The organism is Paraglaciecola hydrolytica (assembly GCF_001565895.1).
Lineage (GTDB): Bacteria > Pseudomonadota > Gammaproteobacteria > Enterobacterales > Alteromonadaceae > Paraglaciecola > Paraglaciecola hydrolytica.
In genome coordinates this window covers 894,327-916,887 of the sequence record NZ_LSNE01000005.1, presented here as the reverse complement: position 1 = coordinate 916,887, position 22,561 = coordinate 894,327, and the positions used below count along the sequence as shown (strand labels likewise).

Here is a 22,561-nt window from a genome sequence, read left to right as displayed (position 1 = left end):
CGAACTCAGAAGTGAAACGCATTAGCGGCGATGGTAGTGTGGGGTCTCCCCATGTGAGAGTAGCACACCGCCAGGCTCCCAATTAGATTAAGGGCTATCCGCAAGGGTAGCCCTTTTTTTATGCCAGAAATTTAGGCTTCCGAGTATCAAGCCCTCCCTGGTGAACTAACCAGCCCGACATCCTTGTCGGTCGTTCAGACGGGCAAAGCTGCGCTTCGCAAAAGCCTCCGCCCTCACCCATACCCATCGGGAAACTGCTAAGTTGCATCGTTGTGCATAAACTTCAAAGTAACAACCCGTCCTTGGTGTTGCGCACCAGTCACAACATCTCGATAACTGCTCCTGCGTTATTCTACCTTCCACCATCCATGGTGGTCGCATGTGGTGCCGTTCAACTGGGCGCAACTACGTTGCTAAAAAATCCAGTTTCACCCCCATGTGAGAGTAGCACTCGGCTCTGGCATCCTGCTTCGCCCTACCTCCTGCATCCCTGCAGTCGACCGCCAGGCTCCCAATTAGAACAAAGCCACCTTAATAGGGTGGCTTTTTTCGTTTCTGATGGTCGCAAAACAACAGGCCTTTATTGAACTTGATTAAGGTGACTTCATTCTAAGCGCTGCCGCGCAGAGCAAATCCCAAAGGGCAACCATACCCATAAAGTGTTATACAATACAGATTCTCGTAATACCATCCCATCTTAATGGTTGATCACCAACCAATCTCGAGAGTACATTCTGCTAACGTGGTTTAGATCGCTAATAAAGTTATTCCAAGCTTTGCTACAAACATCGAGTACTGCGTCATAGGACTCTAAGCAACGATTAGCCAAGTGCTACTGACGTAGCCGACCTATATAATTACTAAAAGAGATTAATCTTCTCCTGCAGAGAGGCTTGTTCCTGTTAATGTTTTTTTACGATATCTTCTAAGCGTTTGATCTGCTTTTCATTATAAGTACCTGTATATAAACGGCGCATGGTGCCATCGCGGTAACTTTGTTCGAGAGCTTGTTGCCATTGTTGCACCCTTTTGGTATCGACATCTTTGGAAAATGCCAAATAAAGGGAAATTTGCGATAGGGGAAAAACGGGCATAAGTTTTATTTGTGGATCGAGTTGTGACGCTAAATCTTCAATTGAGCGCTCATTATAGGGTGCAACATCTACCTTTCCTTGGATCATTAATTTTGCGCAGTTATCTTCGTTAACCGTTTGCACCAGATTAATGCCAATACGAAATCCCAGATCTTCAAGATACTTTACATAACTTGAGCCGCGATTGGCGCAGGCAATGAGTTTATTATTGATGTTTTGTTTAGTGAGTGGCGCTGACATTTTGCCTTGCCGTGCATACAAAGCAATGTCGTAAATTTTGAGTGGCCCTACCCAATGAAACCAGTCTTCCCGTTCTGCTGATCTGATGGTTTCAAACAAGCCAATGTTAGTTTGGGTTTTAGCTAGTTCAAGTGCTCTAGCCCAGGGAAGTAGTTCGATATTGGTTTTTTCGCCTAAACGCTCACTTAAAATGCGTAGCAGTTCGACAGTGTTACCTGCAACTTTCCCTGAATCATCCAGATAGCCACCTGGTGGACTATGCTCTGTTAGCAGTGTAAGGCTGGGCCAGATTTGTTGATTGACGAGGTTTTCAACGACTAAGGTTTGTTTAGTTTGAGTGTGTTCATTAGAGTTGAATAGATCAAGGCTAAGATAGGCTGGTAAAGTGCTACAAATTAAAAATACGATGGCCCAAATATACTTCATGACTAAGTCTTATTCCTGAACATTGTGAGTATTGGAGACAGTGTAAAATGTTTGCCGTAATTCATTGCGAGCATAGACAACTATCGTTTGAGTAACAACTGTGATTTGCGCTGATCAATCTTAAAATCAAACTCACGCAAAAAGTTCATACCTAATAAGCCATTTACGTTATCTATGTTACGCATGGGCAAAACGACGACTGAAATATTCTCGACCACAGCATGATTTAGTTTCAACTCACTGAATTGATACATGGGAGCTAATACTGGCCCAGACGCAGTATTCACACTAAAGCGGCCAACAAAATTGACTTTATGGCGGTTGCTTAAGCCATTAAAGTATTGTCGCGAGAGGGCGGTAATTGAGGCTCCTGTATCAATCAGTAAGGCCACGTTATTGCCACTCAATAGGCCGTTAACAATATATTGGTCGCCTATTTGCAGTAATTTAATGCTCATATTGGCGGCTTTGTGGGCAGTACTGTCGGCGGACATTGAATCATCCCCACCATACTCATTGGCAGATGAAGCCGTTAAATTTAGTTGACGAATTCGCTCTGATGCCGGGTCGTCAAAATCAAGACTCGCCAGAATGTTTTCCATCAGATTAAATTGATTTTGCTGGGCATAAGCCTCGGCTAAGGCGAGTATATAACTGCGGTTTTGGGGTTCGAGTTGTAATAGCGGTTCAACAAATATTGCCAAAGTATCCCAACTGTAAGCGCGTTGTAACTGACTAATCGTCTGGCCACTTAGTTCGCTAATACGGTTGTGTATTTCCTGATATTGCGCCGCACTCATTGGTAGCTTAGTTAGACTGTAATAATGAGCAATAGCATCACTGAGCAATTCAGTTTTAACATTGAGCTGGGCTTCGAGTAATAAAAAATCCATATCTAAGGGGTGTTGCTGTAAATAGTCACGTAGTAACAGGCGCAATTCAGTGTAATCTTCTTCAAGCAGTAAACTTGCAGCCTGCGCTAACAGGTCACTTCGATTGTCATTTTGCGGAACTGATTTTCGTTGTGCAGTTAAAGTCGTTATGTTGTCATTTTGATGTGAAAGTACATTTTCATCAGGTGCAAGGTTATGATTAGCAGGTGTTTGATTGCCTGCCGGGCTTGCTTGGTTTTTAGGGGGAGTATAGGGTTTTGAAGCTGAAGTCATGCCATAAATCAAATATACGTTTAATGTCACTGACACTAAACAAATTAGCCATAAAAGAGGATGGCCCCTCATTGTACCGTAACCGCAATTTTAGCCTGCCCATAAATGTGCGCAAACTCGGCAGGCATACGCTTAGCTTTGCCGGTAGATAAGGCGATGCATACAAAATCAGTACGGGCGCTGAGCAGTGTTTGACCATCACTAAGGCGGATAAACTGAAATTCACGGCTTAGTTTTAATCTTTGGTCACATTCTACAATCCAAGTTGCGCAAGCAACTTGATCAGCTAAATAAGCTGCACCCAGATAGGATATTTCATGGCGACTAATTGCCATGCCACGATCTAAGGCTTGATATTGTTGGATGGTTAAACCTAGCTGATTAGAATGTGCCCAGGCAACTTTTTCTAACTGACTCACATAAACCACGTTATTGGCATGACCATAATGATCGATTTGCTCGCTAGTAACCGTCCACTGGGTGACAAAAGGTTGAGCATAACGCCAGTTAAGTTGTGTAAGTGGTACTGGCATTTTAGGCCAATAGGGTGGGCAAGGGGTTAGGCATATTCAGGTCAAACATCTGATCTTTTAATCCTTGTTCAAAATGTACTATGGGTAAAATAAAATCGTCAACATTGCTGATGGGTTTAAAGGCTTTATAACCAGAGTCGATAAATTGATGTAGGGTATAAACCCCCGCTATTTTGGCTGGCTTGCGGGATAACATCAGTAAACTCGAAACACCACGTATATTGACTGCTTGAGCTAAATCTTTGCCCATAACTTCAATGAGATGAATTTGTTGCTGGCGCATATTGGCGTTGTTGCAGGCTCGATACGCAGCAAGGTAAGTCTCACGGTTAATGATGATGTCATCTAATGCTTGGTCTTTCAGCTGTTTAGCTAAGGCAAAGTCGAGTTCATAAGTTAAAGCATTTAATTCTAGGGCAGAAGCCAAAGACTGTAATGCGCTAACAGGCAGTAACAAAGCCATCTTGGGCACAACTCGTATTATGTCCTGATCTCGTTGGCTGAAATTTTTGGGGCCATATAACTCATGTACAAAAAAATCCAAGGCGACTTGGTAATTTTTTTGTTGATAAATCGCCTGATGGCTGAGTAATAATCGCTGACATTGCCAACTTTGCACCGCGCTGATAGTACTTAGTAGACCGGCTTTTTCGGCAATTTCCTGCATGGTATGTACGCTATGCAGGTGACGTAGAATGTGTTTACTAATATCCGTCATAGACTAGGAATAACTTCCATTGATAGCTCTACTCGGTGTGAGCCTATAAAACTTGCCATAGCTTGGCGTAATATAACTCTGAAAACAATAGCTGGAAGTCATCAGGGCTTCAGTTTAAAATGCGCGCCCTTATGAGAAGTACACACAATTACCCCATATCATCACGAGAATCCGGCTTGTCCTTGGCTGAACTTACAGCACCCCTTTGTTTTATGGATAAGGGTGTTAAAGAGCAAGTATTTAACTATCAGGATTTAATCAACTTATTTGGCCAAACATTTTCACGTAGCGAAAATACCATTTTAGTCAGAGGCGAGGCAGAACCTATTTATTTGCCGGCTGACAGACAACATCGGCAACATCGCATCATCTTTGCTCACGGTTATTTTGCCAGTGCCTTACATGAGATCGCCCATTGGTGTTTAGCAGGTAAAACACGCCGTTTATTAGAAGACTACGGCTACTGGTACAGTCCGGATGGACGTGATGCAAAGCAACAAGTTGAATTTGAGCAAGTCGAAATCAAGCCTCAGGCCATTGAGTGGGCATTTTCAGTGGCTTGTGGCAAAAACTTCAGAGTGAGCACCGACAATCTTAATGGTGCGCCAGTGGATGTTATTGGTTTTACGCATAATGTGCGTCAACAGGCAATCGCTTATATACAGAATGGATTTCCTCCCAGAGCTCAAATATTTATCGATGCTTTAGTCGCTTTTTACGGTACAGCAAAACCAACAGAGCGAGATTTTGATGTCTGACAAACCCTTTACACTTGGTCTGATTATTAACCCCTATGCTGGTATTGGTGGTGCGCTGGCATTAAAAGGCAGTGATGGTGCTGAGATCCGCAGCAAAGCTTTAGCGTTAGGCGCACAAAAAAAAGCCGCTGACAAAACCCGTTTGGCACTGGACGAAATTAGCCAATTAAAAGACAAGGTACATATATTGACGGCGGCCGGTGAAATGGGCGAAGACTTAGCCAAAGCCATGGGGTTTACCTATACCTTGGTATACCAGAGTAACAACATACAAACCGAAGGCAGCGATACCGAAGCCACGGCAAAGGCTTTGTTAGCTCAGCACGTAGATTTAGTATTATTTGCCGGTGGCGATGGTACAGCTCGTAATATTTGCCATGTTATTGACCAGCATATTCCCGTATTAGGAGTGCCTGCAGGTTGTAAAATTCATTCAGGGGTTTATGCCATTACTCCACAAGCGGCTGGTCGAGTATTGTCTCAGGTGATCCAAGGACAAATAGTTAGTTTGAATCAAGCTGATGTTATGGACATCGACGAGGATCTCTTCCGCCAAGGGCGTGTCAATGCGCGGCAATATGGCGAGATGCAAGTTCCGACAGAATTGCGTTATATACAGGCGGTTAAAATGGGAGGCAAAGAATCAGACGAACTGGTACTCACTGATATCGCCGCCCACATAATCGATATCATGGCTGAACATCCACAGCATTATTTTATTATGGGTTCGGGCTCCACCGTGGATTTTGTGATGCAGGAGCTTGGCCTTGCTAATACCTTGCTGGGGGTTGATTTAGTCAAGGATCGGCAGCTAATCGCCAGTGACTTGACTGCCGACACATTACTCGATTACGTAAAAAATCAAGCAACAAAATTAGTGATCACTTTAATCGGTGGTCAAGGCCATATCTTTGGTCGTGGTAATCAGCAACTCAGTCCGGCTGTGCTCCGTTTTGTGGGTAAAGAAAACATTTTGTTGATTGCCACTAAAAATAAACTTAATAGTCTGGCTGGCAAAGCATTAGTTTCTGATAGTGGTGATATGCAGTTGGACCGTGAGTTGGCTGGTTTGATGCCGGTGATCACCGGTTACCGTGATCAGGTGCTTTACCCGCTGGCTGATCTCGAAAATTTACCTAGTAAGCAATTAAGTTAAGAAGTAGAAACACCAATGACAATTACAACGATAGTAGAACACGCAGAAACCTATTTTAGTGATGTAGTAGACAAGGGCAGTGATCAGCAGCTTTTTATTGCTGGTTATTTACATGGCCATTTTTCATTAGTACTGGCTACCGTTGCCCAACAAAATATGCAATCGGTGGAGCAGTTTAAAGCCGTTTTACTGGCAAGCCTAGAAAATGCTTTTGCGAAACAAGAACTTGAACTACAGGATCAAATCGAAACTAAGACCTTAGTTGATCAACTATTTTCTCTGGAATCTGTGTTGGCTTGATGCATCACTGAGATATTTACTTACAAGTTGGCGGTTAATTTATTGGTCTGTAAAACTTGCTAAGTGACAAAAAAACGCTATTGTTGGTTTTTTGTCTCTGCGGAATTGTTGGGTAAGTCATGGATTTTAACGGATTAATAAACAAATACGGAACCTTGCGTTTTGCTCCAGATGGCAAAGACGAAACTGGCGCTTTTATGCTTATTGATGAATATAAAATTCATGTTAGGCAAGATGATTTAGCTATAGTTCTGGGTTTACCCGTTAGTGAAATTCATCCGCTGATTGACAGCTATTCACGCATCACTCGTTAACGTTTAAATAAACTCACCAAAAAGGTGTTGCTGTCAACATACATTCTACCTATTAGTGTTGTACCCTCTGAACTCAGCGTTAAACTTGCCTCTACTTCAAAACTCATTACCAACAAATAGAGCCCACCCAACTTATACCAATTCCATTAATTTCTCGCTGAGTGTACAGTTATTTAATGGAGTTGGTATTACATAAACTTGACGCCATCAATAGTGCCTCCGTCGTTACCTATATTGGTAACGCTGGCGGCAAATTCACGTCAACTCAGTTCGCTAGTTCTTGTTCAGCTAACAAGCGTTTTTTGCCCTGTGATATAAATAATTCGTCAAGTTCTTGCTGGCGTTTAAGTGCTTCTATTTGACCTTGGTACGCTTCTGCAATGAAAACTTTCGACCGATTAACGGACACTTCTGTTTTTGCACAGCGATTAACATTAAAACCATCGGTAGCTGCATATAGGCTAGAGATTTAGTCAATTTCGAACTCTCGCCGGATAAGGCTTCTGATCAAAAAACGATTGGGATTGAGGGCATCAAGTATTGTGATAGGCAGGGGCAAAGGCTCGGCACAGATTTGGCTCGCCAAAACTTCTGCCAGTAGTGGCGCAGTGGTAAGCCCTCGGGAGCCTAATCCATTAAGCATGTAAAGGTTGGTGTAATCTTTAGCGACGGGGTAACGCTGAGCAGGCAAGGCCTTATATAGATCAGGATATTGTTGTAGTTGACTGGCTGTATCGGGGATCGCACCAACCATGGGTAAGTGATCGGCCGTGCCACAACGGACAGCCGCGCGCCCTTGGCATTGCCCTGAAATTTGTTGGGCCCAGTCACTTAAGGCAAGAGACTTTTTATGCATATTCAGATTAGTGCTTTGTTCAGTCACCCGATAATCACAATTGTAATCGCCTTTGATGTAGGTCGATCCTAAGGCATGGATATTGTTATATGCCGGTGTTAAATAACCTTTATGACAGATAACAGTGGCTAAAGGGCTAAGTTCGGCATTACTCGTTATGTGTTCAACCTGACCTCTGACACCGTTGAGAGGCATGGTGCTGAGTTGTTTAATATTCGCAAAATCACTGCCGGTAGCGAGGATCACGATATCCGCGTCTACTTGACTTTGATCACTAAAACTAAGCTGCCAACCTTGGTTTATCTGCGTTAAATGCTGAAGTTGTTTGGCACAATGTACTTCAGTGTTAGCTTGATGAAACAATGACTTAACCAAAGCAGGAGGATTAAGCCAGCCGCCGTGAGGGAAAAACAAACCCGCATAAGGCAGCTCAATATTGGCGATGTTGCTGGCTTCAGCTGGATCTAACCAACGTACTAACTCTTCGCTCCACACGCCTTGTTCAATTAGATTTTGATAACGTTGGGCTACCTTGTCGCTAAAGGCTAGCTGGATCACGCCACACCATTGATGTGCAAAAGAAGGGGGCGCAGATGCGTTGCCGTTTTTGTTCAAGGCCCGATAAAACCGACTGGCATATAAATAGGCTAAGGCATGAAATTGGCTGGCTGTATTGGCTACCGAATTAAGGTGAGGGTAGAGCGCGCCCTGATGATTACCCGATGCGCCTTGTGCTATGGTTGCATCTTGACAATAAACATCACATTTAAGACCTCGTTGGCTCAGGGCATAAGCACAATTTGCCGCGGCTAAACCGCCACCGATTACGGCAATTTTGGCTTGATTGGTTTTATTGAGGTCGCTTAGGTAAGCAGGAGCGCGATTAAAATAAGGTTTGGGCCAGCGCATTGCTGATTTACTGATTAGCTTACCACGTAAATTATGGCGTTTTTGACTGTGGCCAGGCTGTTTTTCAACTGAAAAACCAGCATCCTGCAATCCTCGTTTCACTACTCCCGCGGCGGTAAAAGTTGCGTATGTGCAATCTTGTTTTGCAAGCCGAGCCATTTGCGTAAATAAATCTTGAGTCCACATTTCTGGGTTTTTACTCGGTGCAAAACCATCCAGATACCAGCAATCTACTATGCCAAATTCACCTGCAGACCATTGGGGTAGCACGTCATGCACATCACCTAGCCATAAATCCAAGCTTACCTTGCCATTAAAAAACTCAAGGCGATGACAGCCACCCACGTTGATGGGGTATTGCTCGATCAATTCTTGGCTAAACAGACTTAACTCTGGGTAAAGTGCTAGAGCTTGGATTAAATCCGTTTTTTTAAGTGGGTATTTTTCCACGGTTAAAAAATGCAGTTTGAAATCAGCAATATTTTTCTGAGTGTGCAGTTGAGCATAAAGCGCCAGCGTAACTAAAAAATTTAAACCTGTACCAAAGCCGGTTTCAGCGATGACAAACTGGGCTGCAGGCCAATCATCCCAGCGCTGAGGTAGTTGATTATGCTGTAAAAATACGTGCTGGGTTTCTTCAATGCCTAATGAGTCAGAGAAATACAGATCATCAAATTTTTCCGCAAAAGGGGTGCCATTTTGATTAAAATGAATAGCGGCGTGTATTACTTTCAAGAACTATTTTTCCTGTTGACTGTCATCATAATGCTATTAAATACGGCTTAGCCTAAGCTGTGGGGGTAGTTTAAGGTATCGAGTTAGTTGCAACAAATTATCATTACAAGACAATGTCAGTTAGAATCAGTAACTGTAGGTAAAGCAGCCGAGTAAAGAGCAGACCAGTTTACACGGTAAAATCATTAAAATATGCGGCAAATTTTAGTTGAAGGGTTAAGCATGAGAAGAGCGGTAATCACTGGACTTGGTATCGTATCCAGTATCGGTAACAATAAAGAAGAAGTCACACAGTCTCTTAGAGATGGGCGTTCGGGTATTACTTACTCAGAGGAGTTTGAGCAAGCTGGTATGCGCAGCCATGTGTGGGGCAAGGTTAATATTGATCTTGATGCACTTATTGACCGTAAAATTAAGCGTTTTATGGGCGATGCCGCTGGTTACGCTTATGTTGCTATGCAACAAGCCATTGAAGATTCAGGCCTGAGCGAAGACATGGTATCTAACGTACGTACCGGCATTATCGCGGGTTCGGGTGGAGCTTCTTCACAAAATCAGGTTGAAGCTGTTGATATCCTGCGTGAAAAAGGTGTAAAGCGTATTGGGCCATACATGGTTACCCGTTGTATGGGTAGTACGGTTTCTGCGTGTTTAGCCACACCGTTCAAAATTAAAGGTGTGAATTATTCGATTAGTTCAGCCTGTTCTACCAGTGCTCACTGTATAGGTAATGCCCTTGAGCAAATTCAGTTAGGTAAACAAGATATTATTTTCGCTGGTGGTGGTGAAGAATTACATTTCACCTTGTCAGCAGAATTTGACGCCATGGGCGCTTTGTCGACTAAGTACAATGATGATCCAAGCAAAGCTTCACGTACCTATGACGCTAACCGTGACGGTTTTGTCGGTGCTGGCGGCGGCGGTATGGTGGTAGTTGAAGAACTCGAACATGCTTTGGCTCGCGGCGCTAAAATCTACTGTGAAATTGTTGGTTATGGCGCAACGTCAGATGGTGCAGACATGGTCGCTCCTTCTGGTGAAGGTGCAGTGCGTTGTATGCAACAAGCCATGCAAGGTTTAGATAAACCTATCGATTACATCAATACTCACGGTACTTCTACACCGGTAGGTGATGTCAAAGAGTTATGGGCTATCCGTGAAGTATTTGGCAATGACACACCTCCATTGAGTGCAACTAAAGCCATGACAGGCCATGCTTTAGGTGCTGCGGGTGTTAACGAAGCTATCTATAGTATTTTGATGATGGAACACGGCTTCATTGCGCCTTCAATTAATATTGAAACACTAGATGAGCAAGCAGTCGGCATGGATGTAGTAACCACTACTCGCCAAGCTGAATTGACGACAGTAATGTCAAACAGCTTCGGTTTTGGTGGCACTAACGCAACCTTGGTGATGCAAAAATACAAAGCGTAATTTTTTAGCGTGTTTGAATTTCAAAAAGCCGTTCAATTGAACGGCTTTTTTTGATTCTTAAGTCATGATTAAACTTGGCTCAAACTCAATAACCTTGATTTATCAAATAAGGTGATTTGCCCATAGTGGACTTTTAATAGGCCTTCAGCCTGTAACTCCTTCAATATTTTATTCACTGTCTGTCGTGAGCTATGCAGCATTAGGGCTAAAGACTCTTGTGAAATTGTGAGCTTAAATAAACCTGCATCACTTATGATACTGCCTGTAGGCCACAGCTCCAAACCTTCTGCTAACAATAACAAACGCCGACAGAGCTGCCCTTTTAATGACAGGCTAGCCATTTCATCAATAAGTTTGAATGTTGTGCGCACACGTTGGCACAGCAAACGCATAAAATGAGGATATAAATTGGGTTGTTTAGCTAACAATTGCTCGAAATCTTGATTGGATAACTTCAATAAAATACAGTCTTGTTCGGCAATAGCATCATGGGTGCGGGGCAAACCATCAAACATCGATATTTCGCCAAACCAATTACCTACTTGTAGCCAAGTTAAAATCAGTTCTTGTCCAGCGAGTGTTAGGTTACTAACACGCAGTTTGCCACTTATTAAACAATATAAACCATCCACTTTATCGCCTTTGCGATGCAAATAGTGCCCTTGTTTTAGCTGTTTAGTCGTCCCTGTTGTCACAATTGTTTGTTGTAATTCAATGGGCAAACTACTAAACCATTGGCTTTGTTGTAGGGTAGGGAGCAGCAAATCAAATTCCATAGTGATTAGTTTATCCAATTGTCTATTTGGCGACAGTTTATTATAGGGCTCTTCGCTTATGTTGGTGACAATTAATTAACAATCAATGGAGAGCGATAATATGAATTCAGTTAAACAGCAAGTCTCAGCACAGGAGTGGCAGTTAAGAGTTGATTTAGCCGCTTGTTATCGTGCTGTTGCTATGTACGGTTGGGATGACTTGGTTTTTACCCATATTTCAGCTCGAGTACCTGGGTCTGAACACCACTTTTTGATTAATCCTTACGGTATGATGTTTGAGGAAGTTACTGCGTCGAGTTTGGTGAAAGTTGACTTGCAAGGTAATAAAGTCATGCATTCGGACTTTGATATAAATCCTGCCGGATTTGTGATCCACAGCGCGGTACATGAGGCCAGAGAAGATGCCCATTGTGTATTGCATTTGCACACTGCGGCGGGTATTGCTATCTCCGCTACCAAACAAGGTTTGTTACCCATAAGCCAGCAATCCTTATTTGCACTATCATCTCTCTCTTATCACGACTATGAGGGGGTTGCCTTAAACCAAGATGAAAAAGTACGCTTGGTAGCTGACTTAGGGCAAACTAACTTTATGATCTTGCGCAACCATGGTTTATTAACTTGTGCTACCACCATTGCCGATGCTTTTTTGTTTATGTATTTACTTGAGCGCGCATGTGAAATTCAATTAAAAGCGCAATTGACAGGCTGCGAATTGTTAGCTATTCCTGACACTATTTTAGCGGGAATAAGGGCACAAGCGCAGCAAGTAACACGTTCTGCCGGTGGAGGCTTGGCATGGCCTGGTATTTTGCGTAAATTAGACCGTATGTACCCAGGATATGATCAGTAAATTTTGAGCTCACTCAGTTTCGAACGTTATCAGCAAGAAGCTAAAACCAGTCTGTTATGCGGTCATAAGATCGCCTATTGGCAATCTTATGACGCGACGGCCAATAATAAACAACAAACTATCTTGTTTATCCATGGTTTCCCTAGTGCGTCTTGGGATTGGCATTATCAATGGAAGTATTTGGCGCGGGATTATTCGTTGTTATGCGCCGATATGCTAGGTTTTGGTTTGTCGGCTAAACCCCGTCAACACCGTTATAGCTTGTCAGAACAGGCCGATATTTTTGAAGCTTTGTTACAAGAAAAAGGCGTGGGTGATTATCACATTATGGCCCACGATTATGGTGATTCGGTGGCGCAAGAATTGCTGTATCGGCAAGCGACTAGACGTTTAGAAAACACAGAGTTACCACAGGCTAGATTAAAGTCAGTGTGTTTTCTCAATGGCGGCATATTCCCAGCCTGTCATCGCCCCTTGTTAGCCCAGCGCTTATTAAAAAGTTGGTTGGGAAAATGGGTAGTGAAATATCTGAGCAAAAGTAGTCTGGAAAAAAGTTTTATTAAAATTTTTGGCAAAGACACCCCGCCCATGCAGCAAGAAATCGACATGATTTGGCAATTGCTACGACACAATGATGGTCACCTAGTCATACCTGACATACTGCGATATATCGATGAACGTTATCAGTGGGGCGAACGGTGGGTGGAAGCCATGATCACTTCGACAGTGCCTCTGTATTTTATTAATGGTATACAGGATCCAATCTCAGGTCGTCATATGCTCGATAGGTATATTGAAGTGATCCCCGAAGCACAAACGGCTTTGCTGGATGTGGGGCATTATCCCCAACTCGAAGCTCCCGATGAAGTATTACGTTGTTATCGTGATTTTTTACAGGGTATTCAAAGCTGAATATTTCTATAAAAATTGTGTCAGCAAACTTTACCTAACGCTGCATCGTGGCATACTAGCGCCCTTTATTTTGCAGCATAAAGAACGGCAGCCTTATCCATGAAATCCATGAAAATTTATTACGAAGATAGCATGCCTTATGCGGCAGAATTTTTTGCTGATCTGGGTGATTGTCAGGTGTTTTCGCATAAATCGATTACTGCCAAACAGTTAGCTGATGCCGACGTACTGCTGGTACGTTCAACAACCAAAGTCAATGCTGAATTACTGGCTCATACTCGCAATTTAAAGTTTGTGGGTACGGCTACCGCTGGTACCAACCATGTTGATAAAAAATATCTGACAGAGCGGGGTATTCCGTTTCAATCAGCTGCAGGCTGTAACGCGGTGGCGGTAGCAGAGTATGTCTTAAGCAGCTTATTTATCATGGCTAATAAACTTGGCTGGCAACTGCAAGATAAAACCGTGGGTATAGTGGGGGCAGGTCATGTAGGTACTGCCTTACAACAAAAACTGACGGCCTTAGGTATTGCGTATCAACTTTGCGATCCACCTTTGCAAGATGCCGGTGATCAGCGCAGTTTTGTTGACATGGATAGCATCATGCAATGTGACGTGATCACCCTGCATGTGCCGCTTGTTACCCAAGGTAAATATCCTACGGCTAAACTGTTTGATGCCTTACGTTTGGCACAGTTAAATGAACAACAAGTTTTGATCAATGCCTGCCGTGGAGAGGTTTTAGATAACGCTGGGGCATTGGCTTTATTTGAGCAAGGTAAAAAGCTCAATTTAGTGTTGGATGTATGGGAAAACGAACCCAATATTAATTTGGATCTTGTACCTCATGTGGCCTTAGGTACGGCACATATTGCTGGCCATACCATAGAAGGTAAAGCCCGTGGTACCGAGATGCTCTATCAGGCCGTGTGTGAACTATACCAAGTGCCTGCCACTAAAAAGCTCAGTGATTATTTGCCGGTGGAACTCCACTGTTTGGCGATTAAGCCAGAGTTAAGTGCTTGGCAAAATTTCGAACAATTAGTCTTAGAAGTCTACAATATTGCCAGTGATAACCAAGAGTTTATGGCGACGGTGAACAGCGCCGAACAGTTTGGATATATCAGAAAACACTACCCTATAAGAAGAGAGTTTTCTGCGATCAAGGTTAATACTGGAAATTTTGCCCAATCAAAGGCAATCTACGCCCTCGGATTTGCCAAGGGCGAATAATTCGCTATTTTTTACTTTAAATTTTTAAGAGGAGTACCTTTAACATGTCTCGTGCCTTTGATGTTGCTGTGCTTGGCGCTACTGGTTTAGTTGGTCAGCATATGATCGAAATTCTGGAACAACGGAATTTTCCGATCAACAAACTTTATCCTTTAGCTAGTTCTCGTTCTGCTGGTGGCACAGTATCTTTTAAAGGTAAGGATGTGACGGTACTGGATGCTGAGACCTTTGACTGGTCTTCAGTGCAGTTAGGCTTTTTCTCGGCGGGTGGCAGTGTATCTGCAAAGTATGCCCCTATAGCCGCAGATGCGGGTTGTGTGGTTATCGATAACACCTCTCACTATCGCTACGAAGCTGATATTCCTTTAGTTGTACCAGAAGTGAATGCTCACGCTTTAGCTGATTTTAGAAACCGTAATATTATCGCTAACCCTAATTGTTCAACCATTCAAATGATGGTGGCCTTAAAACCTATTCAAGATGCAGTGGGTATTGCGCGTATAAACGTTTCTACTTATCAGTCGGTGTCTGGTGCTGGCAAATCAGCCATGGACGAACTGGCTCACCAAACTGCTGCTCTACTCAGTGGCAAAGAAGTGCAAACCAAAGCCTTTAGTCGTCAAATTGCCTTTAACGTTATTCCACAAATTGATGTATTCATGGATAACGATTACACCAAAGAAGAAATGAAAATGGTGTGGGAAACCCAAAAAATCATGGGTGATGACTCTATTTTGGTTAACGCCACTGCCGTACGTGTACCGGTATTTTTTGGTCATGGCGAAGCTATCCATTTAGAAACCCGTTCGCCCATCGATGCGCAAGAAGTTAAAAACTTGTTGGCTAATGCCCCAGGTGTCAAATTGCTGGCAGAGCGTGAAGATTTTCCAACCCAAGTTGGTAATGCCAGTGGCCATGACGAAGTCTTTGTTGGACGTATTCGCAACGATATCAGCCATCCCAATGGTATTAACATGTGGGTAGTCTCGGATAACGTACGTAAAGGTGCTGCTACTAACAGTATTCAGATTGCCGAAGTGTTGATCCGCGATTACATGTAGTTAAAACCTGTTTTAACCCATAAGCGCCATATATATCCTAGTATACGGCGCTTATGAATTCCCCTGATATGCCGATTACCTAATAGTCCATTGTGCAAAATGATGAACCAATAGCAGACTTAGTTCTGTGCTTTCTAGATCCCAATTCGCATCTGGTTTATAGTTAAGCGGATGATTTTTAGCGCATGAGCAAATGTTGGAATGTGATTTGCTAAGTATTTGTTAATTAGGTGTGCTAATAAGATGCGCAATGACACTTATTTGACGCAGGTTTAGCTCTTGTTTTATCGCTAACTAACAGAATTATAAGTATAAATATCCGTTGCATTGGTCAGGTTTATAGTCGTTCATGAGCGACATCATACTGACATTCACCGGTTTATAATGGGATTTATCAGTGCTGCGCGGAATAGCAAAATACATGACACAAACCAGATTGAGATATCAAGCTTGACTAGGCTAATGCTAAACAGAGTAATAACACTGTTGGCTTGTCTTAGCTTTGTTGTGTCTGTTGCCTATTCGGCGGAAGTGCAAGTCAGGGGGCCAAAAAACAGTAAGCCTGTTGTTAACAATAGTGCTAACAATACAAGCTCTAGTAATACAAACAATAACGCCAATAGCAACAATCGTACTTACGATATCAATACTATTACTAATGCTGATGGCAGCATTACGCTGTCTGAATTTACCTATGGCCCCATTACTTCGGCCGATACTCTGTGGCAAATTGCTGGACGTCATCGTCAAAACAAAAATTTGTCGATGTATCAGGTTATGTATGCCATCTACCAGCTCAACCCTAATGCCTTTGAATATGACAATCTGAATTTAATGAAAGATGGTTATGTGCTTGAGCTCCCGCCTGAAAGGTATATCGCCAGCATTAATAAAGCCGATGCCCTGCTGCGTTTCGAGCGTGACGAGCAACGTTTAAAAGAGCTCAATGGGACAAAAACGGCTAATAGCAATGTAGTTGCCGATAATACAGGTGCTACTCCCGCACAAAATATGGCATCTGCTGCAAGTGGCAATGCAAACAGCAGTAAAAATGAATTTGCCGAAACCAAACAGCTTATCGAACAAAAACTTGGTGCGCTCGATGAGGCACAGACTCGCCAGTTTATGGCAATACGGCAGCAATTTGCCGAATCAATTACCAATGCCCAAGCGATCCTCGACGAAAATCAAAAACTTTTTGAGCGACTGGATAAAGTCAATACCGATATCAATGAAATGCGCGCTGATGAGGAGGATAGAACTCAAAAGATGACCCAGATGGGGCAGAGTATTGAAGAGTTGTTAGCCAAATCCCGCGCCCAAGATGCAATGCAACAACAAGAAACAGAGACACAAAACCAGTCAAGTTGGCTAGATGATGCGTGGTTGTATATTGGTCTTAGCACCATGTTGTCGCTGTCACTGTTAGGTGGTTTTGCTTATTGGCTTATGCGCCGCAATTCCACTGTAAGCAAAACCTCAGTTAATATTGTTGAGGATGATGATATTGAGCTAGATAGTCATAATTCAGCGATGGACGATCTCTCTGATGCCCTGAGTAATGAGTTGTCGGATGAATTAGATGACACAGACCTAGACGACGATAATCTGTTTGGTGAAGATGATTTAATCGACGATGTCCTTGCTGAAGAATTAAGTGAATCCTTAGATGAAGCCTTGGATGACTCTCTTGAAGATAGCTTTGAAGCTGAACTGGATAATTTTGACGACTTGGGCGATGACTTACTGGAGCCTGAAGAGCAAGAAGATGAGTTTGAAGAAGGCTCTGCGCAAATAGAGCAAAGTGAACTTGATAGTTTATTTGGCGAAGATGACGATATAGCCGAACAAGTTGATGATGATGGCAGTGAAGCCGAGTTAATCGATACCGCACTTGTAGAAGAAAACGAGCTCGATAGCTTGGCTGAGCCTGAACTCGCAGAATTACCAGCAGAAGCAGCCAGTGTTATCACTAAAGTTACCGACCATGAAGAACCACCCGAAATCAGCATTGAAGAGTTGTTTGATGGGCCGGACACAAAGATTAGTCACAGCGGTACTACTGATGATGGCGAAGAAATCAACGAAGAAATGTTGCAGCAACTCGATAAAGAAATTGCCGCACAAAATGCTGAGTTGGACAATATTACCGGCAATTTGCTTGATGAGTTAGAGCAAGTAGAGCAAATGCGCGATCTGATGGGCGATGATGGAGATGATGATGACGAGCAAGATCAGATTGTGCAGCCCAGTATTAAAAAGCTGGATGAAGATTCACTGGCAGAAGGGTTTGACGAAGAAGGTGGTTTTGAACCCGATTTCCTTGATGTATTAGACGACGATACTGCGCAATCACCAAATGATGCCACATCAAGTCCCTCTTCAGCTGCATCTGAACCTGTGGCTGATGAGCAAGATGATAAACCTGCACCAGCTAACCTGGCCGAATTTACCGAATATGAAACTGAACTGGAAGATGACGAACTTGCAGATGATGAGCTAGGAGAAACCAGTCAATCTGAGTTAAGTAATGACATTGGCGAGGATGACTTAAGTGAAGTTGTCGATGTCGAAGGTGATGAAGTATCACCCGAACAAGATGACGAAGAAGAATTAGAAATCAGTGGAGCTGCAGAGGACTTATTACCTGAGGCAGAGTTAGCAGACGCGGACTTAGAAACGTCAGAAGATGATGAACTAGAGCTTGCTGACGCCGAACTCGAAACCGATGACGTGTTAGAAGCAGAAGCAGAAGCAGAAGCAGAAGCAGAAGCAGAAGCAGAAGCAGAAGCAGAAGCAGAAGCAGAAGCAGAAGCAGAAGCAGAAGCAGAAGCGCCACAAGAAGAAACAGTACTTGCTGATTCAGACCTGCACGAAAGAAATGAATTAGATGACGAAGATGACAGCGAAGCCGACGACGAGTCAAATCAGCAAGAGCTCAGCAATCATGGCAAAGATGAACACGGCTTAGATGAAGATCAACTTGAAAAAGCGCTGGAAGACTTTGAAAAACAAGAACTCGATGCGGTATTAGAAGACCTTACTTCGAATAAATCCTCGTCCTTAGATTCTTTCGATGATTTAGAATTTGGCATGGTCGCAGAGGATTTTGTCCAGCATAAATCCACCGACAAAAACGCTGACAATAAGCCAGAGCCGGCTCAGACAGACGACTCGGATGAAGAGCCTGATGACGCTTTGTTAGAACAAGCTTTAGCCGAATTAGATGAGCAAGACAACGAACTAGACGATGACGATGAAAGTGATGAGCTAGATGATATGCCTGGGCTGGGTGACTGGCTAAGTGAATCATCTGGACAGGATAACGCTAAAAAATCCGCGCAAAACAACAGTCGCCATGAAGACGAGTCATTACTTGATGAGCTTGAAGAAGCCAACTTTGATGAACTACTCAGTGCCATTGATTTGGATGATAAAAATGACGATCCCATGTTGGATGGTTTGGATATCAGCGCCCTGTTGTCAGAAGAGCCAGAGGTATCAGAACAAGCCGCACCGAGTAAAAGTGCTAAAGAGTCCACACAAGATAACAATGAAGATGATTTTCTCGATGTTGAAACCTTATTAAATGACAGTGACTCAGAAGATAATGATTCCCCCGCGGATAAAGATTTAGATCTCTCAGCTCCCTTGGCTGCGTTTTTTGGAGAGTCAGCCGAGGGAGAGTCTGTTGATGTAGACGGCGACAGTGGCATTGGCGCTAAACTGGATCTGGCTCATGCTTATATCGAAATTGGTGAAAACGAATCGGCCATTGAATTACTTGAAGAAGTGATTGAAAGTGGTAACGAGCAACAAAAGTCAGAAGCGCAAACCATCCTCAATAGCTTATCGACCCTGTAAACTTTTACGGACTTTACTCTTAAGTTAAGGGTCAAAAACCCCTCTCATCCCACTCGCCAATATTAGTGTGTGTATTTTAATGAATGAAATTGACAGTTAATTCTGTCTGCTTTGCTAAGTGGCTATAAATCTCGCTGGTTAATCAGTTTTTTTCTATGGTAGTCTTGCTTTATCCAGTCGTAATTTTTGACTATCCTTTTGATTAGTAAAAAAATAATAACGAGAAATATATGCAGAAGTTTTTTTTACTATTTTTTTTGACTCAATTAAACAGCCTCGTTAGCGCGGCAGAGTTGCACATCGAATTGCATACTCAAGATAATCAGGCGATGCCAAATGCCGTGATCTACCTCACACCAACTAAGGCATTATCACCATCTACACCACACAGCGTAGCGATTATGGATCAGATCGATAGGCAGTTTTCTCCTCACATCTTGGTGGTGCAAAAAGATAGTCAAATCCGTTTTCCAAATTCTGATTCTATCAAACATCATGTTTATTCGTTTTCTCCCGCCAAGACCTTTGAATTACAACTGTATCGCGGCTTAGACGCTAACCCTTTATTGTTCAGTAAAACCGGGATAGTCGAGCTAGGCTGCAATATTCATGATTGGATGCTGGGTTATGTACTGGTGGTAGATACTCCATATTTTGCAAAAACCAATCGTCAGGGGCAAACACAGTTTGACTTGGTCGAGGGTGAGTATCGTTTGAATATCTGGCATCCACGTATCAAAGCAAACAGTAAAAATCTTGAACAGATAATAGTGGTGAATGGCGACACAAGCTTGCACTTTCAACTAGACCAAGCCTTGCTGCCAGATGTAAACCAATACGAAGCTGTGCCTGCCGATGTCAACGACTATGAGTAAAACGTCCCTCAGGCATTTTTCTTTACAGCGGCGTATGGCCTTGATTTTTTTGAGCCTGCTGACACTGATTGTATTGGTAACAGTGCTGTTTGTATGGCGTGCAACGTATAACCACTCTACTGAACAATTGCAGTCCCATGTTAGAACCTCAGCCAGTGTAGTAGCAGAAAAAATCTCTAACACAGCCTCAGTATTACGCTCAAACCTAATTATCCTAGCGAAAGATTTCAGTATCAAACAATTAATCGCTACGGCAGCTGACGATAAAAAGTCATTGTATTCAGCGATGGAAAATTTTCAGGCACGCTCCCTAGCCGATATTTTTTGGGTATTAGACGCTGATTATGTGCCACTCGTGAGCTCTCAAGATAACAGTGTGATGGATGAAAACGCGCTAAGTGAACTGCGTCAGTCTGGTTTGCATTGGTACCAACATGGCGGGCAGTTTTATTTGTTAGAAGCCGTAGCGCTTAAATTTGTAGAAAGCTCAGTACAAAACAATGCCTGGCTGATTATGGGGATTCGCGCTGATAGATTGTTTGATCAAAAGTTAGTGAGCCTCACTGATATGCAAATCAGTGTTTATCATCCAGACACCGCCACTATTCTGACATCAACATTTGCCCCGCAACTAGCGACAGAGCTTGGCAGTCACACGATTGTTATCGCTCCAACATTACACGAGCTAACTCTGGCAGATGAAAACTACATTTATGGCAGCAGTCAGCTTGGGCGATGGGGCGAGAGTCCGGTTTATACCTTGTTGGCCACTCAAGAAACCAAGGCTTATTTGTCTACCCAAAGTTTGATTGAACAGCTAGTGATCATCTTGAGTGTGGCGGGGGTGTTAGCCCTAATTAGTGCGATAGTAATGTCGCGCACTATTACACGGCCATTAGAAGACTTGATTGCTATCGCTAGAAAAATCAGCTTGGGTAAATATGTTCAACAATTTCCACAATCCAATACAAAAGAAGTTGTGACCCTGACTGCGGCAATTAATGACATGCAAAATGGCATTATTGAAAGAGAAAAAGAGATAAATCATCTGGCGTTTTTTGATGAGCTGACAGGTTTGCCTAACCGTATCCAGTTTCATCAGCATATCACCCGTAGTATTGAGCAAAACATTGCCGCTAAACTTATCGTATTAACCATGGATGTGGATCGTTTTAAGGAAATTAACGACACCATCAGCCATGAAAAGGGGGATCACCTATTACAAATGATTGCCCAGCGATTAAAAACCTATACAGGTACTAAGGCTTTTTTTGCCCGCTTAGGTGGTGATGAGTTTGGTATCATCATTGAGGCTTTGAATGAAGAAGGTCGCAAGGCCGATCCTGAGGCGATTGCCCAAGCTGTGGTGGCGTTATTTGAGCAGCCTTTTGCTGTTGATGGTTTGAATCTGGACATTGATGTGAGTATCGGACTGGCAGTTTATCCTGAGCATGCCATTAACGAGCAAGGACTATTGCAATGTGCTGATATTGCGATGTATAGCTGTAAAGACCAGCATTACCGTTATGCCTTGTATCAGCCTGAATTAAATAAACATTCGGTGATGCGTTTAAGTTTAATGTCGGAGTTAAAAGGTGCGTTAGTCGCCGGTCAACTGCAACTTTATTATCAGCCCAAGTTAGCCATTGCAGACAATAAAATTACAACTGCCGAATGTTTGATCCGCTGGATCCATCCCCAGCATGGTTTTATTGCTCCTGATGATTTTATTCCTTTGGCGGAACAAACCGGAGCCATTCGGCATGTTACCCACTGGGCGCTCAATACGGCCTGTATGCAGTTAAAAAACTGGCAGAGTCAGAATATCACTTTAAGTTTGGCGGTAAATATTTCGGCTATGGATTTAGTGGATATGCAGTTGCCCGCTTACATTGCCAAACTGCTCAGTAAGTATGATTTAGCCGCCGATTTATTGACCTTAGAAGTCACCGAAAGCGCCGTGATGGGTAATCCAGAAAATGCCCTAAAAGCCTTGCATACTTTACGCTCTATGGGAGTCATTTTATCCATAGATGATTTTGGCACAGGTTTTTCGTCTATGGCTCAATTGAAAAAAATGCCGGTACATGAACTCAAAATTGATAAAGCCTTTGTACTCGATTTAGCTAACAACAAAGACGATCAAATTATGGTCAAAACCTTGGTCTCCTTAGCACAAAACCTCAGCTTACAAACTGTCGCTGAAGGGGTTGAAGACTTAGCGACTTTGGAGTTTTTACAAAGTATTAATTGCACCAAGGCTCAGGGCTATTATTTAAGTAAGGCCTTACCGGCGGCACAATTTGAGACCTGGTATCACAACTTTCATCGGGTGGAAGCATAAA

The 22,561-nt window shown here is 43.0% G+C and carries 18 protein-coding genes; 12 read left to right on the top strand and 6 right to left on the bottom strand.

Features of this window, described 5'->3' with window-relative positions:
- Window positions 1-902: 902 nt before the first annotated feature.
- From AX660_RS12060 to AX660_RS12045, 4 genes are all read right to left on the bottom strand, one after another.
- Window positions 903-1,760: a substrate-binding periplasmic protein gene (locus AX660_RS12060; protein WP_068376914.1), complete on the bottom strand. Its 858-nt coding sequence runs from the start codon at window positions 1,758-1,760 to the stop codon at window positions 903-905.
- A gap of 80 nt (window positions 1,761-1,840) precedes the next feature.
- Window positions 1,841-2,926 (bottom strand): retropepsin-like aspartic protease family protein, encoded by a 1,086-nt coding sequence (locus tag AX660_RS12055; RefSeq protein WP_235594729.1) that lies wholly within the window; start codon window positions 2,924-2,926, stop codon window positions 1,841-1,843.
- Window positions 2,927-2,994: 68 nt separating this feature from the next.
- Window positions 2,995-3,459 (bottom strand): acyl-CoA thioesterase, encoded by a 465-nt coding sequence (locus AX660_RS12050; RefSeq protein ID WP_068376908.1) that lies wholly within the window; start codon window positions 3,457-3,459, stop codon window positions 2,995-2,997.
- Window position 3,460: 1 nt separating this feature from the next.
- Window positions 3,461-4,177, bottom strand: coding sequence for an FFLEELY motif protein (locus AX660_RS12045; protein ID WP_068376904.1), 717 nt, complete (start codon window positions 4,175-4,177; stop codon window positions 3,461-3,463).
- Window positions 4,178-4,389: 212 nt separating this feature from the next.
- On the opposite strand from AX660_RS12045, the gene AX660_RS12040 reads away from it, so the two are divergent.
- The 4 genes from AX660_RS12040 to AX660_RS12025 all read left to right on the top strand — a co-directional run bounded on the left by AX660_RS12040 (window position 4,390) and on the right by AX660_RS12025 (window position 6,705).
- On the top strand, window positions 4,390-4,935 hold the full coding sequence (locus AX660_RS12040) for an elongation factor P hydroxylase (RefSeq protein WP_068376901.1): 546 nt from the start codon (window positions 4,390-4,392) through the stop codon (window positions 4,933-4,935).
- Complete coding sequence (locus AX660_RS12035) at window positions 4,928-6,091, top strand: ATP-NAD kinase family protein (protein ID WP_068376898.1); 1,164 nt, start codon at window positions 4,928-4,930, stop codon at window positions 6,089-6,091. The genes AX660_RS12040 and AX660_RS12035 overlap by 8 nt, the downstream gene beginning before the upstream one ends.
- A 15-nt stretch (window positions 6,092-6,106) precedes the next feature.
- Complete coding sequence (locus tag AX660_RS12030; protein WP_068376895.1) at window positions 6,107-6,391, top strand: YfcL family protein; 285 nt, start codon at window positions 6,107-6,109, stop codon at window positions 6,389-6,391.
- A gap of 119 nt (window positions 6,392-6,510) precedes the next feature.
- The gene (locus AX660_RS12025; RefSeq protein WP_068376891.1) at window positions 6,511-6,705 is read left to right on the top strand and encodes a hypothetical protein; all 195 of its coding nucleotides are present in this window, start codon (window positions 6,511-6,513) and stop codon (window positions 6,703-6,705) included.
- Window positions 6,706-7,174: 469 nt separating this feature from the next.
- Here the strand turns inward: AX660_RS12025 and mnmC are convergent, their stop codons facing one another.
- Window positions 7,175-9,205 carry a bifunctional tRNA (5-methylaminomethyl-2-thiouridine)(34)-methyltransferase MnmD/FAD-dependent 5-carboxymethylaminomethyl-2-thiouridine(34) oxidoreductase MnmC gene (gene mnmC, locus AX660_RS12020; RefSeq protein WP_068376888.1) on the bottom strand — a complete coding sequence of 677 codons (2,031 nt, stop codon included), beginning with the start codon at window positions 9,203-9,205 and terminating at the stop codon, window positions 7,175-7,177.
- A gap of 222 nt (window positions 9,206-9,427) precedes the next feature.
- Between mnmC and fabB the strand changes: the two genes are divergently transcribed.
- On the top strand, window positions 9,428-10,642 hold the full coding sequence (gene fabB, locus AX660_RS12015; RefSeq protein WP_068377175.1) for a beta-ketoacyl-ACP synthase I: 1,215 nt from the start codon (window positions 9,428-9,430) through the stop codon (window positions 10,640-10,642).
- A gap of 68 nt (window positions 10,643-10,710) precedes the next feature.
- Here the strand turns inward: fabB and AX660_RS12010 are convergent, their stop codons facing one another.
- Window positions 10,711-11,436: a Crp/Fnr family transcriptional regulator gene (locus AX660_RS12010; protein WP_235594728.1), complete on the bottom strand. Its 726-nt coding sequence runs from the start codon at window positions 11,434-11,436 to the stop codon at window positions 10,711-10,713.
- A gap of 82 nt (window positions 11,437-11,518) precedes the next feature.
- On the opposite strand from AX660_RS12010, the gene AX660_RS12005 reads away from it, so the two are divergent.
- From AX660_RS12005 to AX660_RS11975, 7 genes are all read left to right on the top strand, one after another.
- On the top strand, window positions 11,519-12,271 hold the full coding sequence (locus AX660_RS12005) for a class II aldolase/adducin family protein (RefSeq protein ID WP_068376882.1): 753 nt from the start codon (window positions 11,519-11,521) through the stop codon (window positions 12,269-12,271).
- Window positions 12,272-12,274: 3 nt separating this feature from the next.
- Window positions 12,275-13,183 (top strand): alpha/beta fold hydrolase, encoded by a 909-nt coding sequence (locus AX660_RS12000; RefSeq protein ID WP_068376880.1) that lies wholly within the window; start codon window positions 12,275-12,277, stop codon window positions 13,181-13,183.
- Between the two features lie 108 nt (window positions 13,184-13,291).
- Window positions 13,292-14,416: a 4-phosphoerythronate dehydrogenase gene (locus AX660_RS11995; RefSeq protein ID WP_068376877.1), complete on the top strand. Its 1,125-nt coding sequence runs from the start codon at window positions 13,292-13,294 to the stop codon at window positions 14,414-14,416.
- A 44-nt stretch (window positions 14,417-14,460) separates the two neighbouring features.
- Complete coding sequence (locus tag AX660_RS11990; RefSeq protein WP_068376874.1) at window positions 14,461-15,477, top strand: aspartate-semialdehyde dehydrogenase; 1,017 nt, start codon at window positions 14,461-14,463, stop codon at window positions 15,475-15,477.
- A gap of 507 nt (window positions 15,478-15,984) precedes the next feature.
- A complete protein-coding gene (locus AX660_RS11985; protein WP_162266419.1) occupies window positions 15,985-19,341 on the top strand; it encodes a FimV/HubP family polar landmark protein in 3,357 nt (1,118 codons plus the stop codon).
- 230 nt (window positions 19,342-19,571) lie between these two features.
- Window positions 19,572-20,216, top strand: a complete 645-nt coding sequence (locus tag AX660_RS11980) for a methylamine utilization protein (protein ID WP_068376868.1) — start codon at window positions 19,572-19,574, stop codon at window positions 20,214-20,216.
- Window positions 20,209-22,560, top strand: coding sequence for a putative bifunctional diguanylate cyclase/phosphodiesterase (locus AX660_RS11975; protein WP_235594727.1), 2,352 nt, complete (start codon window positions 20,209-20,211; stop codon window positions 22,558-22,560). Before AX660_RS11980 ends, AX660_RS11975 begins: the two co-directional genes overlap by 8 nt.
- Window position 22,561 lies beyond the last annotated feature (1 nt).

Bases quoted from the DNA above. Each gene is read 5' to 3' on its own strand.
- AX660_RS12060 (WP_068376914.1), bottom strand. From the start codon at position 1,760: ATGAAGTATATTTGGGCCATCGTATTTTTAATTTGTAGCACTTTACCA.
- AX660_RS12055 (WP_235594729.1), bottom strand. From the start codon at position 2,926: ATGACTTCAGCTTCAAAACCCTATACTCCCCCTAAAAACCAAGCAAGC.
- AX660_RS12050 (WP_068376908.1), bottom strand. From the start codon at position 3,459: ATGCCAGTACCACTTACACAACTTAACTGGCGTTATGCTCAACCTTTT.
- AX660_RS12045 (WP_068376904.1), bottom strand. From the start codon at position 4,177: ATGACGGATATTAGTAAACACATTCTACGTCACCTGCATAGCGTACAT.
- AX660_RS12040 (WP_068376901.1), top strand. From the start codon at position 4,390: ATGGATAAGGGTGTTAAAGAGCAAGTATTTAACTATCAGGATTTAATC.
- AX660_RS12035 (WP_068376898.1), top strand. From the start codon at position 4,928: ATGTCTGACAAACCCTTTACACTTGGTCTGATTATTAACCCCTATGCT.
- AX660_RS12030 (WP_068376895.1), top strand. From the start codon at position 6,107: ATGACAATTACAACGATAGTAGAACACGCAGAAACCTATTTTAGTGAT.
- AX660_RS12025 (WP_068376891.1), top strand. From the start codon at position 6,511: ATGGATTTTAACGGATTAATAAACAAATACGGAACCTTGCGTTTTGCT.
- fabB (WP_068377175.1), top strand. From the start codon at position 9,428: ATGAGAAGAGCGGTAATCACTGGACTTGGTATCGTATCCAGTATCGGT.
- AX660_RS12005 (WP_068376882.1), top strand. From the start codon at position 11,519: ATGAATTCAGTTAAACAGCAAGTCTCAGCACAGGAGTGGCAGTTAAGA.
- AX660_RS11995 (WP_068376877.1), top strand. From the start codon at position 13,292: ATGAAAATTTATTACGAAGATAGCATGCCTTATGCGGCAGAATTTTTT.
- AX660_RS11990 (WP_068376874.1), top strand. From the start codon at position 14,461: ATGTCTCGTGCCTTTGATGTTGCTGTGCTTGGCGCTACTGGTTTAGTT.
- AX660_RS11980 (WP_068376868.1), top strand. From the start codon at position 19,572: ATGCAGAAGTTTTTTTTACTATTTTTTTTGACTCAATTAAACAGCCTC.
- AX660_RS11975 (WP_235594727.1), top strand. From the start codon at position 20,209: ATGAGTAAAACGTCCCTCAGGCATTTTTCTTTACAGCGGCGTATGGCC.